Origin of the sequence: Stappia stellulata (assembly GCF_020176715.1) — a bacterium.
Classification (GTDB): domain Bacteria; phylum Pseudomonadota; class Alphaproteobacteria; order Rhizobiales; family Stappiaceae; genus Stappia.
In genome coordinates, this window is sequence record NZ_JAIVMF010000001.1 from 552,789 (window position 1) to 567,862 (window position 15,074).

Annotated in this window: 13 protein-coding genes; 4 read left to right on the forward strand and 9 right to left on the reverse strand. The window is 65.8% G+C overall.

The window, feature by feature from the left end:
* Positions 1-2: 2 nt before the first annotated feature.
* The 3 genes from LC092_RS02515 to LC092_RS02525 all read right to left on the reverse strand — a co-directional run bounded on the left by LC092_RS02515 (position 3) and on the right by LC092_RS02525 (position 3,650).
* Positions 3-908 (reverse strand): ABC transporter permease, encoded by a 906-nt coding sequence (locus LC092_RS02515; protein ID WP_224804710.1) that lies wholly within the window; start codon positions 906-908, stop codon positions 3-5.
* 41 nt (positions 909-949) lie between these two features.
* Positions 950-1,927 (reverse strand): ABC transporter permease, encoded by a 978-nt coding sequence (locus LC092_RS02520; protein WP_224804712.1) that lies wholly within the window; start codon positions 1,925-1,927, stop codon positions 950-952.
* Positions 1,928-2,057: 130 nt separating this feature from the next.
* Complete coding sequence (locus tag LC092_RS02525; RefSeq protein WP_224804714.1) at positions 2,058-3,650, reverse strand: ABC transporter substrate-binding protein; 1,593 nt, start codon at positions 3,648-3,650, stop codon at positions 2,058-2,060.
* 212 nt (positions 3,651-3,862) lie between these two features.
* Between LC092_RS02525 and LC092_RS02530 the strand changes: the two genes are divergently transcribed.
* From LC092_RS02530 to LC092_RS02545, 4 genes are all read left to right on the forward strand, one after another.
* Positions 3,863-4,795, forward strand: a complete 933-nt coding sequence (locus tag LC092_RS02530) for a LysR family transcriptional regulator (protein ID WP_224804716.1) — start codon at positions 3,863-3,865, stop codon at positions 4,793-4,795.
* Positions 4,796-4,817: 22 nt separating this feature from the next.
* Positions 4,818-5,984, forward strand: a complete 1,167-nt coding sequence (gene argE / locus LC092_RS02535) for an acetylornithine deacetylase (protein ID WP_224804719.1) — start codon at positions 4,818-4,820, stop codon at positions 5,982-5,984.
* A gap of 52 nt (positions 5,985-6,036) precedes the next feature.
* Positions 6,037-7,038: a succinylglutamate desuccinylase/aspartoacylase family protein gene (locus tag LC092_RS02540; protein ID WP_224804721.1), complete on the forward strand. Its 1,002-nt coding sequence runs from the start codon at positions 6,037-6,039 to the stop codon at positions 7,036-7,038.
* A gap of 227 nt (positions 7,039-7,265) precedes the next feature.
* The gene (locus LC092_RS02545) at positions 7,266-9,461 is read left to right on the forward strand and encodes an anthranilate synthase (RefSeq protein ID WP_224804723.1); all 2,196 of its coding nucleotides are present in this window, start codon (positions 7,266-7,268) and stop codon (positions 9,459-9,461) included.
* Positions 9,462-9,469: 8 nt separating this feature from the next.
* On the opposite strand, the gene LC092_RS02550 is transcribed toward LC092_RS02545, so the two are convergent.
* From LC092_RS02550 to LC092_RS02575, 6 genes are all read right to left on the reverse strand, one after another.
* Positions 9,470-10,153, reverse strand: coding sequence for a nitroreductase (locus tag LC092_RS02550; protein ID WP_224804724.1), 684 nt, complete (start codon positions 10,151-10,153; stop codon positions 9,470-9,472).
* A 92-nt stretch (positions 10,154-10,245) separates the two neighbouring features.
* Positions 10,246-10,707 carry a RidA family protein gene (locus LC092_RS02555; protein ID WP_224804726.1) on the reverse strand — a complete coding sequence of 154 codons (462 nt, stop codon included), beginning with the start codon at positions 10,705-10,707 and terminating at the stop codon, positions 10,246-10,248.
* A gap of 16 nt (positions 10,708-10,723) precedes the next feature.
* Positions 10,724-12,376, reverse strand: coding sequence for a benzoate-CoA ligase family protein (locus LC092_RS02560; RefSeq protein WP_224804728.1), 1,653 nt, complete (start codon positions 12,374-12,376; stop codon positions 10,724-10,726).
* Positions 12,377-12,432: 56 nt separating this feature from the next.
* The gene (locus tag LC092_RS02565) at positions 12,433-13,635 is read right to left on the reverse strand and encodes an acyl-CoA dehydrogenase family protein (RefSeq protein WP_224804731.1); all 1,203 of its coding nucleotides are present in this window, start codon (positions 13,633-13,635) and stop codon (positions 12,433-12,435) included.
* A 27-nt stretch (positions 13,636-13,662) separates the two neighbouring features.
* The gene (locus LC092_RS02570) at positions 13,663-14,511 is read right to left on the reverse strand and encodes an enoyl-CoA hydratase family protein (RefSeq protein ID WP_224804733.1); all 849 of its coding nucleotides are present in this window, start codon (positions 14,509-14,511) and stop codon (positions 13,663-13,665) included.
* Positions 14,504-15,070 (reverse strand): MarR family winged helix-turn-helix transcriptional regulator, encoded by a 567-nt coding sequence (locus LC092_RS02575; protein WP_224804735.1) that lies wholly within the window; start codon positions 15,068-15,070, stop codon positions 14,504-14,506. Before LC092_RS02575 ends, LC092_RS02570 begins: the two co-directional genes overlap by 8 nt.
* Between the last annotated feature and the right edge of the window lie 4 nt (positions 15,071-15,074).

The following is a 15,074-nucleotide window of genomic DNA, read 5'->3' on the forward strand; positions in this document are numbered from 1 at the left end:
CCTCACTTTTGCAGTCGGGGGTTCAACACGTCGCGCAGTTGGTCGCCGACCATGTTGATGGAAACAATGGTGATCAGGAGGGCAACGCCCGGGAAGACCGCGATCCAGTATTTGCCGGACAGCATGTAGTCGAAGCCGTTGGCGATCAGCAGCCCGAGCGAGGGTTCCGTCGGCGGCAGGCCGACGCCGAGGAAGGACAGCGTCGCCTCCAACGCGATCGCATGGGCCGTCTGCACCGTGCCGACGACGATCAGCGGTGCGACGCAATTGGGCAGGATATGGCGGAAGATGATGCGCGCGTGCCCGAGGCCGAGACAGGCGGCGGCCTCGACATATTCGCGCCGGCGCTCGACCAGCGCGGAGGCGCGCACGGTGCGCGCATAATAGGCCCACTGTGCGACGACCAACGCGATAATGATCTTGTCGACGCCCTTGCCGAGAATCGCCAGCAGGATCAGCGCGATCAGAACCGCCGGCAGCGACAACTGCAGGTCGACCACGCGCATGATCAGGTTTTCGGTGCGCCCGCCCGCATAGGCGGCGGCGAGCCCGACGCTCATGCCGACGATGATGGCGATGATGCCGGACGCGACGCCCACCGACAGCGAGATGCGCAAGCCGTAGAAGATCGCGGACAAGAGATCGCGGCCCGCGCCGTCGGTGCCAAGCAGGAACGGCGTACCGTCCATCGCGTAGCTGCCCGGCGGCATGCGCGCGTCGAAGATCGACACGGTTGCGAGATCATAGGGGTCCTGCGGCGAGATCCAGGGCGCGAAGATCGCGATCAGGATGATCAGGAACAGGACGGCCGCCGCCCCCACCGCAAGCGGGCTGTCGGCGTAATCCGACAGGAAACGCCGCAGGGGCGTGTCGACCTTGGCGGGCAAAGCCGCTGTGGTGTCTGTCACGGTTGGTGTGTCCAATGGATCGCTGGCGCTCATGGGTCCACTCAGTTTCCGCGGTCTGCGAGCCGCACGCGCGGGTCGAGAAGCGAGTAGACGATGTCAACCAGGAGGTTGATGACGACGAAGAGGAAGACGATCATCATCAGGTAGGCGACGATGACCGGCCGGTCGAGCTGCTGGATCGACTCAATCAGGAGCTTGCCCATGCCGGGCCAGGCAAAGATGGTTTCCGTGACCACCGAGAAGGCGACCAGCGAGCCGAACTCCAGCCCGAGCACCGTGACCACGGGAATGAGGATGTTCTTCAGCAGATGCACGCCGACGATGCGGCTGCGCGACAGGCCCTTGGCGCGGGCGAACTTGATGTAGTCCTGCAGCATCGCCTCGCGCGTGCCGGCCCGCGTCAGGCGGATGACCAGCGAGATCTTCAACAGCGCCAGATTCAGCGCCGGCAGCGCCAGATGCTGCAACCCGTCGAGGGTCAAAAAGGAAAGCTCGATGCCGAAGACGTCGACGGTCTCGCCGCGACCGGTCGATGGCAGCCAGCCGAGCACCACCGCAAACACCATGATCATCATGATGCCCACCCAGAAGGTCGGCAGCGAAAAGCCGAGGATCGAGCCGGCCATGATCGTCTTGGAGGTCTTGCTGTCGGGATAGAGACCGGCATAGAGGCCGAGCGGGATGCCGAAGACGATTGCCAGGAACAGGGCCGCGAAGGCCAGTTCCAGCGTTGCCGGCATGCGCTGGACGATCAGGCCCAGCGCGGATTCGCCGAAGACGAAAGACTGGCCGAGGTCACCCTGGATTGCGCTCGTCATGAACGCCCAGAACTGCTCCCAGATGGGCCGGTCGAGGCCGAGCGCGCGGGTCACCTTCTCGATGTCCGCCTGATCCATGTCGGGAGAGACGAACATATAGACCGGATCGCCGACCATATGGATGCCGAAAAACACGATGCTGGCCATGGCGACCATCACGAGCGCGCTTTGCAGCAGGCGACGAAGAATGAAAACGCTCATGGGCCGGTGTGTCCTGGCGCGAGATGTACTGAAACATGGTGGCCGGCGGTCGCGACCCGGGAACAGACCCGGACCGTATGACAGGTGCGGGGGCGGCCGGGAAATCCTGGTCGCCCCCGCACTCGCGGGATCAGTCCTTCACCACACCCTGGGCGACGGTGTATTCGTCCGTGCGCGGGATGTAGCTGATGCCGTTGCGGCTCGCCCAGGTGTTGACCTGATAATGGATCGGAATGATCGCGAGATCCGCAATCGCCATTTCCGTCGCCTTGGCGAGCAGATCCTGACGCTTGGCGTCGTCGACCTCCGCAAGCGCGGCTTCGATCACCGCATCGACTTCCGGATTGGAATAGCGGCCGCGATTGGCGGTGCCCATGCCCTTGTCCTTGTCGAAGGTGGCGATCAGCGCGCGCAGCGGCGAGGACGCCTCACCCGAGCCCGCACCCCAGCCAACCAGGATCAGCGAGAACTCCGGCAGGCCATCGGCTCCGCGCGAAGCGCGGGAGAAGTAGACCGACCGCGGCAGCGTCTCGACCTGTGCCTTGATGCCGATCCTGTTCAGCATCTGCGCGATGCCCTCGACGATCTTGGCGTCGTTGACGTAGCGGTCGTTCGGGCCGTGGATCGTCAGCTCGAAGCCGTCCGGAACGCCGGCCTCGGCGAGGAGCGCCTTCGCACCTTCCGGATCATAGGGTTCCGGCTTCAGGTTCTCCGACACGCCGAAGAAGCCTTCCGGCAGAAGCTGTCCGGCGGGAATGGAAAGCCCTTCCATCACGCGGTCGCGGATCAGCTCGCGCGAAATCGCCTTGGAGATCGCCAGACGCACCTTCTGGTCCATCAGCGGGTTCTTGATGTCGCCGCCGCCATTGGCCTTCACGAAGGGCGAGTTCTCGCGGAACTGATCGATGTGCAGGTAGATCACGCGGTTCGACACGCCCTGCGACAGGGTGACGTCGTCGCGCGCCTTCAGCGTCTCGATATCGGTCGTCGGAACGCCGCTGATGACATCGACGTCGCCGGCGAGGAGCGCTGCAACGCGCGACGGGCCGGACTTGATCGGCTTGAGCGTGACCGTGTCCCAGATCGGCTTCTCACCCCAGTAGTCGTCATTGCCCTCAAGCACGATCCGGTCGCCCGGAACATATTCGACGAACTTGAAGGGCCCGGTGCCGGCGGCCGCCTTGCCGGAGTTGAATTCCTCCGTCGTGCCGTTGCAGCCGCCCTCGTTGGAGATGATCGCGACGTTGCCGAGATCGTTGACCATCAGCGGATAGGGCGCCTCGGTTTTCACGTGAACCGTGTAGTCGTCGATTTTCTCGAAGCTCTTGCCCTTGGTGTAGGTCGAGAAGCCCGCCGGGGAATTCGGCACCTCCGGCGCACGCTCGAACGTGCAGATCACATCGTCGGCATTGAAATCGCTGCCATCGTGAAATTTCACGCCTTCCCGCAGCTTGAATTCCCAGGTGGTCGGGTTCACCGGTTTCCAGGACACGGCAAGGCCCGGCTCGAAGCTCTGGCGCTCATCGGGATTGGCGAGACGATCGAAGATCATCAAGCTGAGCTGGTTGTTGGGACCCAGATTGTGGAAATGCGGGTCGATCGATGTCGCTTCCGAGGCCATGCCGATGGTGATGCTCTCAGCGGCGGCCGGCCCGGCCAGGGCAACGGCGGAACACGCCGCGCCAAACATCACGCGCATCAATGGCGCCTTGATGGATTTCATCTGGATAGTCTCCCCTCCGGATCCCTCTGGATTTTTCGAACAGCCGGAGCGGGATCGGACGGATCTCCGGCTGCATGCAACCGTCATCGTTTTCGTGACGGCTTCAGCTTGTTCAGGAGGCTATTATGCGATTATATGATGGACAACGTAAAAACGATAACAAGAACGCATAGTCCTATTCCTGTCGTAAATACCTATCCCTGAGGTTTCCCATGACGCGCCCCGCGGGCGACGGCGGCCACCGAAACGGCCCCACCCTTCGCGAGCTTGAGGTTTTGCGCGCGGTGATTACCGAGGGCAAGACAACGGCGGCCGCGCACAAGCTTGGAATCTCGCAGCCGACGGTCAGTCGCGCGATCCAGCAGCTCGAAATCCGGCTCGGACGCGAATTGTTTCATCGCTTCGGCAACAAGATCCAGCCCACCTCGGAGGGGCTGGCCTTCAACGAGCAGATCGAGCCGATCTTCGCAACACTTGCCCGTCTCGAGACCACCAACAGCGACGAGGGCAATGCCAAACGGCTTCGCATCGCCGCGCCGCCGACGCTGAGCCACCATTTGCTGACCGGATTGTTCGCGGGCTTCCTCAAGGACCACCCGGGCGCCAGCATTCACCTGGAAATCGGCATGTCGACGACGGTCGCCGCGGCCGTCGCGGATGAAAACGCCGATCTCGGCATCAGCGACCATCTGATCCGGCACGACGGGCTGCGCATGCACCCGTTCCGTCACGCCATCGCCCATGCCGCGATTCCCTCCGGCCACCGTCTTGCGAAGAAAACGGAAATCACGCCGGAAGACATGGCGGGCGAGCCCTTCATCGCCCTTACCCGCCGCTTTCACCAGCGCAATGTCTACGACCGGATCTTCGCCGAACGCGGCATTCACCGCGAAATAAGGGTCGAAACGGCCACCAGCATCGCCATTTGCGAGCTGGTGCGATCCGGCATCGGGCTTGGCCTCGTAAATCCCTTCCCGGTGGGTCAACGCCGGTTCGAGGGTGTCGAGTTTCGCCGGTTCACGCCCCGCGTGGACTATCTCACCCAGTTCTTCATGCCATCCGGCAAGGTGACCCCGATTGCGCAGCGTTTCATCGAACACGCCCGCCGCGCGGTCCCGGCCGACGCCTATTCACACCCGGCCTGACGGCCGTGAAAGGACGACTGACATGCTAACCTCAGCAAGACCCGTTGCGGCGCAGATCCTGGCCGACCTCGTTGCCTTCGACACCACCAGCCGCAACTCGAACCTGGCCCTGATCGCCTATGTCGAGGACTTTCTGGCAAGGCGCGGCGTCTCGTCCACCCGAATTCCGGACGAGACCGGCGAAAAGGCCAACCTGCTTGCGACCATCGGCCCGCGCGACGTGCCGGGCTTCGTGCTGTCGGGGCATACCGACGTCGTGCCCGTCGACGGTCAGGACTGGGCAAGCGATCCCTTTTCGCTGGAAGACCGCGACGGCAAGCTCTACGGGCGCGGCGCCTGCGACATGAAGGGGTTTCTGGCCTGTTGCCTTGCCAAGGTCGACGACATGCTGGCCCGCGACCTGACGGCGCCGATCCACCTCGCCTTCTCCTATGACGAGGAAGTCGGCTGCAAGGGCGTGCCGAGCCTGATCCGCAAGCTGGTCGATACCGTTGCCATGCCGCGCGCCTGTTTCGTCGGCGAGCCGACCGAAATGCAGGTGATCGTCGGCCACAAGGCGAAGCGCTCCTACAAGGCCATCGTTACGGGCCGAACCTGCCATTCCTCGCTGGCGCCGCAGGGCGTCAACGCGGTCGACTATGCCGCCATGCTGGCGCTGAAGGTGCGCGAAATGGGCAAGACGCTCGCCAAGGGCATGAGCGACGATCTCTACGACGTTCCCGTCACCACCGCCCACACCGGCATCCTGCAGGGCGGAACGGCGCTCAACATCGTGCCCGACCGCGCCGAATTGTCCTTCGAGTTCCGCGCGCTCCCGGCCGAGGATGTCGATGCTCTGGTCAAGGAGGTGATGCGCTACGCCCGCGAGGAACTGGAGCCGGAGATGCAGGCGATCGCGCCGGAAACCGGCATCGCCTTCGAGGAGATCTCCAGCTTTCCCGGCCTCGATACCGAGATCGACGCCGAGGTGACGCGGCTTGCCAAGCGTCTCGCGGGGCGCAACGACCACGCCAAGGTCGCCTATGGCACCGAAGGCGGCCGCTTCGTCGAGATCGGCGCCGTGCCGACCGTCGTCATCGGCCCCGGGTCCATCGAGCAGGCCCACAAGGCGGACGAGTTCATCGCCCTGTCGGAACTGGTGAAATGCGAGGCCTTCCTCGACAAGGTTCTGGACGAGGCCAGCGCCTGACCGCCCGCCCCTTCCTTCAGCCTTCCAAGCACGACTAAAAACGGATCGAACCATGACAGCAGTTGCCGCCGACACGCCGCCCGTCGAACTCTCCAAGGTCGACATCACCCCCTATCTTGCCGGCAACACCGGCATTGAGGGCGTGACGACCTTCGACAGCGGCAAACCCGGTCCGCATGTGGCGATTTCCGCCATCGTGCATGGCAACGAGCTTTGCGGCCCGATCGCGCTCGACTGGCTGTTCAGGCACGATGTCCGGCCGGTCAGGGGCAAGCTGTCTCTGGTCTTCGTCAATCTCGACGCCTACGCCCGCTTCGATCCGGCCGACCCCTTCGCCTCGCGCTGGGCGGATGAGGACATGAACCGGCTGTGGCAGGCGGAAACGCTTGACGACGACGCCACGCTGGAACGGCGGCGGGCCCGCGTGCTCCGCCCGTTCTTCGACACCGTCGATCTTCTGCTCGATCTCCACTCCATGCAGAACGCGACGCCGCCGCTGATGCTGGCCGGTCCGCTTGCCAAGGGACGCGATCTCGCCCGAGCCATCGGCGTTCCGGAGCTGGTGGTGAGCGATGCCGGTCATGCGGCCGGCAAGCGGCTGCGCGACTACGCGGAGTTCATCGATCCCTCGAGCGAGCGAAACGCGCTCTTGGTGGAGTGTGGCCAGCATTGGGAGGCGGAGGCCGCCGATGTCGCCATCGAGACAAGCCTGCGCTTCCTCCATGCGACAGCCACGGTCGCGCCGGAGTTCGGCGCGGACTATCTCGCATCGCGTCCGGCCCCCGCGCCCCAGCAGTTCATCGAGATCGCCGCGCCGATCACGATCACGACGGACACCTTCCGCTTCACCCAGCGCTTCATCGGCGGCGAGGTGATCGAGCGGGCCGGAACCGTGATCGCCCATGACGGCGGCGTGTCCGTCGCGACGCCCGAGGACAACATGATGCTGATCATGCCGACGCGCCGTCTCGACAAGGGGCTGACCGCTGTCCGGCTGGGGCGGTTGGTCGACGGCACGCAGGATCCGAACCCGGCCCCTCCGCTGACGGCATGATTTGCACGTTGCGCGCGCGCACGCCTTGCGCTACTGAAAACACATGAGCGACATTCGGATCCTGAACAGCGGCTGGTGGTGGCGCGCCCTTTAAAGGCGGCAATCGACAGCGCGTGACCGAACGTCACTTGAAGCAAATCGAAAAGCCGCCGCGGGGTCCCGCCGGCGGCTTTGTCATGTCTGGCGGCGGGAAAGGGTCCGGCGGCGCGGCAAGGGAAGAGACGGACATGTACACCGGACGCGAAATCAGCCTCGTCACCGAGGGCGGAATCGGCATCACCACGCGGGTGCGTGCCGCCGACTATTCGCAAGGCACTGCGCCCTGGATCGACCGGCTGGATGCGGAACGCGGCGCCGTCTTCTCCTCCTCCTACGAATATCCCGGACGCTACACACGCTGGGACATGGCGCTGATCAATCCGCCGCTGGTGCTGGAATCGCTCGACCGCGACGCGCATATCGAGGCGCTCAACGACCGCGGCCGCATCCTCCTGCCGGCCATCGAGACGCATCTGCGCAAGCTTGAAGACCTCGAAAGCCTGACGCGCGACGGCGACCGGCTGGACATGCGCATCGCCCGCCCGACCCGCGCCTTCACCGAGGAGGAACGGTCCCGCCAGCCATCGATCTTCTCCGTCATTCGCGCGATAAATGCGCTGTTTGCCTGCGACGACGAGCATATCGGCCTTTATGGCGCCTTCGGCTATGACCTCGCGTTCCAGTTCGAGCCGATCGAATTGTCGCTGGAGCGCCCCGAAGACCAGCGCGACGTCGTGCTCTATCTGCCGGACGAGATCCTGCTGGTCGACCACTACGGCCGCAAGGCGCATGTGGTGGAATACGAGTTCACGGTCGACGGCCAAAGCACCGAGGGACTGCCGCGCGACGGCAAGTCGGAGGGCTATCGTCCCGCCGCCGGCGATCCGGGGCGCGGCGATCATGTGCCAGGCGAATATGCCGAGCTGGTGCGCGCGGCGAAGGATCACTTCAAGCGCGGCGATCTCTTCGAGACCGTTCCGGGCCAGACCTTCTACGAGGCCTGCCCGGCTGCCCCTTCCGCCGTCTCCCGCCGGCTCACCGAGATCAATCCGTCTCCCTATGGCTTCTTCATCAACCTGGGGAACCAGGAGTATCTGGTCGGCGCGAGCCCGGAGATGTATGTGCGGGTGTCCGGCGGACGCCGCGTCGAGACCTGCCCGATCTCCGGCACGATCCGGCGCGGCAAGAACGCCATCGAGGACGAGGCGCAGATCCGCAAGCTGCTGAACTCCGCCAAGGACGAGGCGGAGCTGACGATGTGCTCCGACGTCGACCGCAACGACAAGAGCCGCATCTGCGTGCCGGGCTCCGTGCGCGTGATCGGTCGCCGCCAGATCGAGATGTATTCGCGGCTGATCCATACCGTCGATCACATCGAGGGCATCCTGCGTGACGATCTCGACGCGCTCGACGCCTTCCTGTCGCACACATGGGCCGTCACGGTAACCGGCGCTCCGAAACGCTGGGCGATGGACTTCATCGAGCGCAACGAGAAAAGCCCGCGCGCCTGGTATGGCGGCGCCATTGGTGCCGTGCTCTTCAACGGCGACATGAACACCGGTCTGACGCTCAGGACCGTGCGCATCAAGGACGGTGTCGCGCAGATCCGCGCCGGCGCGACGCTGCTCTACGACAGCATCCCGGAAGAGGAAGAGGCAGAGACCGAACTCAAGGCGGAGGCCATGCGCGCCGCCGTGCGCGAGGCCGGACAGGGCCGCGCCGCCATTGCCGGAGCCGAGGCATCGCTGCCGGGCAAGGGGCTGAAAATCCTGCTGGTCGACCATGAGGACAGTTTCGTCCATACGCTGGCCAACTACTTCCGCCAGACCGGCGCGGAGGTCGTCACCTACCGCTCGCCGGTGTCGGACAGCGTCTTCCATGATGTCGCGCCGGACCTGGTGGTCCTCTCCCCCGGCCCCGGCAGCCCGAAGGACTTCGACTGCGCGGCCACCATCGGACGCGCCCGCGCCCGCGGCCTGCCGATCTTCGGCGTCTGCCTCGGTCTTCAGGCGCTGACCGAAGCGCTCGGCGGAAAACTGGCGCAGCTCGACGTGCCGATGCACGGAAAGCCGTCGCCGGTGCGCTTCGAGGCGGGATCGATGCTGTTCGACGGCCTGTCGTCACCGGTGACCGTCGGACGATACCATTCGCTGCATGCGGTCAGGGAGGCCCTGCCGGACGGCTTGCGCATCACGTCCGAAACGGCGGACGGGGTGATCATGGCGCTGGAACATACCGAGGAGCCGATTGCGGCCGTGCAGTTCCATCCCGAATCGATCATGTCGCTCGACCAGGATGCCGGCCACCGCATCATCCACAATGTGGTGACGCGGCTGGTGCGCAGGCAGACGGATCAGGCCGCACGGGGAAGCGCGGTCGCCTGAGCGGTTGCTCAGGCGGTCTCGCCGAAACCGGAAAAGCGGGTGAAATCCTCGACCGCGGCCCGCTCCGTGCGCAAGCCGTTGATCGGCGCCGCCTCATCGGCATAGCCGAGCGCGACGGCGCAAAACAGCATGTGCACGGCCGGCGGCTTCAGATGGTCCGCGACCAGCGAATGCCACTGCGCCCAGGCCTCCTGGGCGCAGCTGTGCAGTCCATGCGCACGCGCCGCCAACATCACGCTTTGCAAAAACATGCCGCAGTCCGCCCACTGCGGCGGTCCCATGGTCCGGTCGAGATAGACGAAAAGCCCGACCGGCGCGCCGAACAGCTCGAAATTCCGCCGGAATTGCCGCCCGCGCGCCACCTTGTCCTCGCGGGCGACACCAATGGTTGCATAGAGATCCTCCCCGGCCCTGAAGCGACGGGAGGCATAGGGCTCCTTGAGATCCGGCGGATAGACGCGGTATTCGCCCGGTTCGCCGCGCGGCATCTCGCTCATGCGCTCGCGCACGGCCCCGACCAGCCGCTGAAGCGGGTCACCGGCAAGCGCATGGACGTGCCAGGGCTGAAGATTGCCGCCGGAGGGCGCGCGCGATGCCGCCTGGAGAATGTCGCGCACCACCTGCTCCGGGACCGGGCGGGACAGAAAGGCGCGGCAACTGAAGCGGCTGTCGAGGGCGTTCAGGACATCCATGGACGGCTTTTCCTCGCAGGTCGGAGACACGGGAACGCCAGACTAGCCTGTCGCTCTCCGCCGGCAAGTCCGGGGTGGCTCCCGGTGCCGGCTCACTCCGGCAGGATCGCCGTGCCCTCGATTTCCACCATGGCCTCCGGCTCGACCAGCGACAGCACCTGCACCACCGCCATCGCCGGGAAATTGCGCCCCATGACGGAGCGATAGGCCGGGCCGAGGTCCTTCAGGCAATTGCGGTAGGCCTCCATGTCGGTGACATACCAGGTGAGCCGGGCAATATGCTCCGGGCCGCCGCCTGCCGCCCGCACCACGGCCACGACGTTTTCCAGCGTCTGGCGGACCTGCTCGACGAAGACATCAGAGAATTTGCCGTCCGGCGTCCAGCCGATCTGGCCGCCGGTGAGCGCCATGCGCCCGCGTCCCGCCATGCCGTTGGCATAGCCGCGAGGCTGCGGCCAGCCCTCCGGCTGAAGCGCTTGCAAAAGCGACGGCGAGGCTGCCGGTGCGGCACCGGTTCCGGGTTCGATCCTTGCGGTTTCGGCTGTCTTGGTCATTCGGTCATTTCCATGTTCAGGAGGCGGCGCGCGCGGAACCCGCGTCGCCCGATTCACTGGCCGCGATCTCGCGCAGGGCAAAGCGTTGCAGCTTGCCGGTTTCGGTGCGCGGCAGTTCGCTGACAAACTCGATGGCGCGCGGGTACTTGTAGGGAGCGAGCTCGGCCTTGACGTAGTCCTGCAATTCCTTCGCGAGCGCCGCATCGCCGGTCACGCCCGGCTTCAGCACGATATAGGCCTTGACGATGCGGCCGCGGTCGGGGTCCGGGGCGCCGACCACGCCGCATTCCGCAACGACCGGATGGGCAAGCAGCGTGCCCTCCACTTCCGGCCCGGCGATGTTGTAGCCCGACGAGACGATCATGTCGTCGGAGCGCGCCTGATACCAGAAATAGCCGTCGGCATCGCGAATATAGGTGTCGCCAGTCACGTTCCAGCCGTCGATGACATAGTCAGCCTGACGGCGATCGGCGAGATAGCGGCAGCCGGTCGGTCCGCGCACGGCCAGACGTCCGGGCGTGCCGTCCGGCACCTCCTTGCCATCGGGACCGATGACCTTCGCCTCATAGCCCGGGACCGGCTTGCCGGTCGCGCCCGGGCGCACCTCGTCTTCGCGCGCGGCGATGAAGATGTGCAGGAGCTCGGTCGCGCCGATCCCGTCGAGGATCTTGATGCCGGTCGCCGCATGCCAGTCGTCCCAGGTCGCCTTGGGCAGCGCCTCGCCGGCCGACACGCATTTGCGCAGGGACGAAAGATCCGTGTCACCGCGCTTGGCAAGGATCGCCCGATAGGCCGTCGGCGCGGTGAAGACCACCGTCGGCCGCATCTTCGGGATCGCGGCCAGAAGCTCGTCCGGCCCCGCCTTTTCCAGAAGGATCGCGGTTGCGCCGGCGCGGAAGGGAAAGAGCACCAGGCCGCCGAGGCCGAAGGTGAAGGCAAGCGGCGGCGAGCCGATGAAGACATCGCTTTCCAGCGGACGCAGGACCTCGCGCGAATAGCAGTCGCAGATCGCCAGCATGTCGCGGTGAAAATGCATGGTCGCCTTCGGCTCGCCGGTCGTGCCCGAGGTGAAGCCGAGCAGGCAGACATCGTCGGCCGCCGTGTCGCAGGCGGTGAACTCGGGCGATGCGCGCTCCATGCGCGCTTCCAGCGTGTCGTCGCCCTCGCCTCCGCTGTAGAGGATCTGCTCCAGACGGTCCGTGCGCCTGCGGGTCAGCTCCATCTCCTCGGCCAGGCGATGATCGCAAATGGCGAGCGACAGCTCCGCCTTGTCGGTGATGACCGCCAGCTCCTTGGCCCGCAGCAGCGGCATGGTGGCAACGACGACGCCGCCGGCCTTGAGAACGGCGAAATAGACCGCCGTCATCATCGGCGTGTTGGGAAAGCGCAGCAGAACCCGGTTGCCGGGCTTCAGTCCGAAGTCATCGACCAGCACATTGGCGATGCGATTGACCTTTTCGGCAAGCTCGGCGTAGGTCCAGCTCGTCGTCGGGGACACCAGCGCCGGCTTGTCGCCGCGGCCTTCCGAGACATTGCGGTCGAGCAGTTCGCTCGCGCAGTTCAGCCGCTCGGGATAGCCGAGCCGGTCGAGATTGATGAACTCCGGCCACATCTCCTGCGGGGGAAGATTGTCCCGGGTGAAGGTGTCGAGATGCGCTGACTTTGCCATGCGGCTCTCCTCTGGATGGGTGTCAACGGCCGGTTGTCCGGCGCTTCGTCTTGGCTTTATTCGGCGGCGGCTGCGCGCGACTGGGCGCGCGCGGCGTGATCGGCAATCGCCTGGCGGGCGATCACCACCTTCTGGATTTCCGTCGCGCCCTCGTAGATGCGAAGGGCGCGGACGTCGCGGTAGAGTTCCTCGATCTTGGTGCCGACGCGCACGCCGTTGCCGCCATGAAGCTGCACCGCGCTGTCGACGACCTTTTGCGCGTTTTCCGTCGCCACCATCTTGGCAAGGGCGGCCTCGCGGGTGACGCGGGCAGCCCCCATGTCCTTGGTCCAGGCGGCGCGATAGACGAGAAGGGCTGCCGCATCGACGTCGGCGATCATGTCGGCAAGACGCCCCTGCGTCATCTGCAGGTCGGCGAGCGGCGCGCCGAAGAGCTCACGCCGCGTGGTGTGCTCCAGCGTCTCGTCCAGCGCCCTGCGGGCGAAGCCGAGCGCGGCCGCGCCGACGGTGGAGCGAAAGATGTCGAGCGTTGCCATCGCCACCTTGAACCCCTCACCGCCCTTGCCGAGGCGGGCGGAGACGGGAACGCGCACGCCCTCGAAACCAAGTGTCGCCAGCGGGTGCGGCGCGACGGTGTCGATCCGTTCGCGAATGCTGAAACCGGGAGCATCGGCATCGACGACGAAGGCGGACAGGCCGCGCGCGCCGGGCGCCTCGCCGGTGCGGGCGAAGACGACGTAATGGTCGGCGATCCCGCCGTTGGAGATCCAGGTCTTCTCGCCGGTGATCAGGACATGATCCGGCCCGTCCGGTTCCGCAACCGTTGCAAGGGCGGCGACATCGGAACCTGCTTCCGGCTCGGACAAGGCGAAGGCCGCGAGCTTTTCCCCGCGCCCGACCGGCGGCAGATAGCGCCCTTTCAGATCGTCCGAGCCGAAGAGCGAGATCGAGCCGGTGCCCAGCCCCTGCATGGCGAAAGCGAAATCGGCAAGCCCGGCGTGGCGGGCCAGCGTCTCGCGGGCGATGCAGAGCCGGCGCACGTCGAGCTTCTGGCTCAAGCCGCCATAAGCCGCCGGCACCGCTGCCTTGAGGATGCCGGCCTTGCCCAGCGCCGCGACCAGCCGGCGGCAGGAGCCGTCGACGTCATGGTGATCGACCAACGCTTCCGCGTGTTCGCCCGCCCAGGCGTCCACCTCGGCGGCGAAGGCACGGTGGCTGTCATCGAAGAACGGCCAGTCGAGAAAGCTTGTGTCGGTCATGGCGAAATCCTTGCGAAAAGCGCGGCCTCAGTTGCCCTGAAACACCGGCGTCTGCTTGGCGGCGAAGGCCTCGAAAGCACGGCGATAGTCCTCGGTCTTCATGCAGACCGCCTGGGCCAGCGCCTCGGCCTCGATCGCCTGGTCGACCGACATGTCCCATTCCATGTGCATCATCCGCTTGGTCATGGAGTTGGCGAAGGTCGGACCGGCGGAAAGGCTGTCGGCGAGCGCACGCGCGTCCGACAGCACCGCATCGCTGTCGACCAGCCGGTTGAAGAAGCCCCAGCGCTCGGCCTCCTCGCCGCTCATGACGCGGCCGGTGTAGAGAAGCTCCGACGCCCGGCCGTGACCGATGATGCGCGGCAGGATCGCGCAGGCGCCCATGTCGCAGCCGGCAAGGCCGACGCGGTTGAACAGGAAGGCGACTTTCGCCTTTTTCGTTCCGACGCGCAGGTCCGAGGCCATGGCGATGATCGCGCCGGCACCGACGCACACACCATCAATGGCGGCGACGATCGGCTGCGGACAGGCGCGCATCGCCTTGACCAGTTCGCCGGTCATCGTGGTGAACTGCAGGAGGCCCGGCATGTCGCGCGACAGCAGCGGCTCGATGATCTCGAAGACGTCGCCGCCGGAGCAGAAATGGCCGCCCGCCCCGGTCACGACGATGGTCTTGATCTCCTCGTCGAACTGAAGCGCGCGAAACAGGTCGCGCAGCTCGGCGTAGGACTGGAAAGTCAGCGGGTTCTTGCGGTCCGGCCGGTTCAGCGTGATCGTCGCCGTCTTGCCGGCCACATCCAGCAGGAAGTGCTGCGGGGTGTAGTCCCGCACGGGCAGCGTGATCGCGTAGGTTTCCTGCGGGGCGACGTCAGCCATCGGCGGTGTCCTTTTTCGCCAGTGTTGCTTGTGTGGAAACGTGCGGCGCGCCCTCGGCCGCCACGCGCGCGGAGGCCTTGGCTTTGGCAAGCAGACCCATCAGCGCGTCGATATCGCCGGCGTCCAGGCCGGCAAACAGATCCGCCACCCAGTCGGCATGGGCCGCAGCCATCGTCTCGAAGCTCGCCCGGCCGCTGTCCGTCAGGCTGACGAGCGCGGACCGCCGGTCGCCCGGCGCCGGGCGCCGCTCGACGAGACCGTCCTGCACCAGCCGCTCGACAAGGCCGGTGACATTTCCGGCCGACACCATCATGCGGCGCGACAGGTCGCCCAGCGTCATGCCGTCCGGCGCGCGTTCCAGCTGCGCCATCAGATCGAAGCGCGGCAGCGTCACGTCGAAACGCGTACGCAGCAGCGAGCGGATCTCGCATTCGATCAGGTTTGTGCAGGTGAGCATTCTCAGCCAGAGCCGCAGCTCGGCGTGGTGATCGCCGCTGCCCTGCACCCGGGTTTCGGCATCGACCGTCTCCGGCAGGTCCTCGTCGACGAGCTTTTCCATCAGC

Bases quoted from the DNA above. Each gene is read 5' to 3' on its own strand.
- LC092_RS02520 (WP_224804712.1), bottom strand. From the start codon at position 1,927: ATGAGCGTTTTCATTCTTCGTCGCCTGCTGCAAAGCGCGCTCGTGATG.
- LC092_RS02525 (WP_224804714.1), bottom strand. From the start codon at position 3,650: ATGAAATCCATCAAGGCGCCATTGATGCGCGTGATGTTTGGCGCGGCG.
- LC092_RS02530 (WP_224804716.1), top strand. From the start codon at position 3,863: ATGACGCGCCCCGCGGGCGACGGCGGCCACCGAAACGGCCCCACCCTT.
- argE (WP_224804719.1), top strand. From the start codon at position 4,818: ATGCTAACCTCAGCAAGACCCGTTGCGGCGCAGATCCTGGCCGACCTC.
- LC092_RS02540 (WP_224804721.1), top strand. From the start codon at position 6,037: ATGACAGCAGTTGCCGCCGACACGCCGCCCGTCGAACTCTCCAAGGTC.
- LC092_RS02545 (WP_224804723.1), top strand. From the start codon at position 7,266: ATGTACACCGGACGCGAAATCAGCCTCGTCACCGAGGGCGGAATCGGC.
- LC092_RS02550 (WP_224804724.1), bottom strand. From the start codon at position 10,153: ATGGATGTCCTGAACGCCCTCGACAGCCGCTTCAGTTGCCGCGCCTTT.
- LC092_RS02555 (WP_224804726.1), bottom strand. From the start codon at position 10,707: ATGACCAAGACAGCCGAAACCGCAAGGATCGAACCCGGAACCGGTGCC.
- LC092_RS02560 (WP_224804728.1), bottom strand. From the start codon at position 12,376: ATGGCAAAGTCAGCGCATCTCGACACCTTCACCCGGGACAATCTTCCC.
- LC092_RS02565 (WP_224804731.1), bottom strand. From the start codon at position 13,635: ATGACCGACACAAGCTTTCTCGACTGGCCGTTCTTCGATGACAGCCAC.
- LC092_RS02570 (WP_224804733.1), bottom strand. From the start codon at position 14,511: ATGGCTGACGTCGCCCCGCAGGAAACCTACGCGATCACGCTGCCCGTG.
- LC092_RS02575 (WP_224804735.1), bottom strand. From the start codon at position 15,070: ATGGAAAAGCTCGTCGACGAGGACCTGCCGGAGACGGTCGATGCCGAA.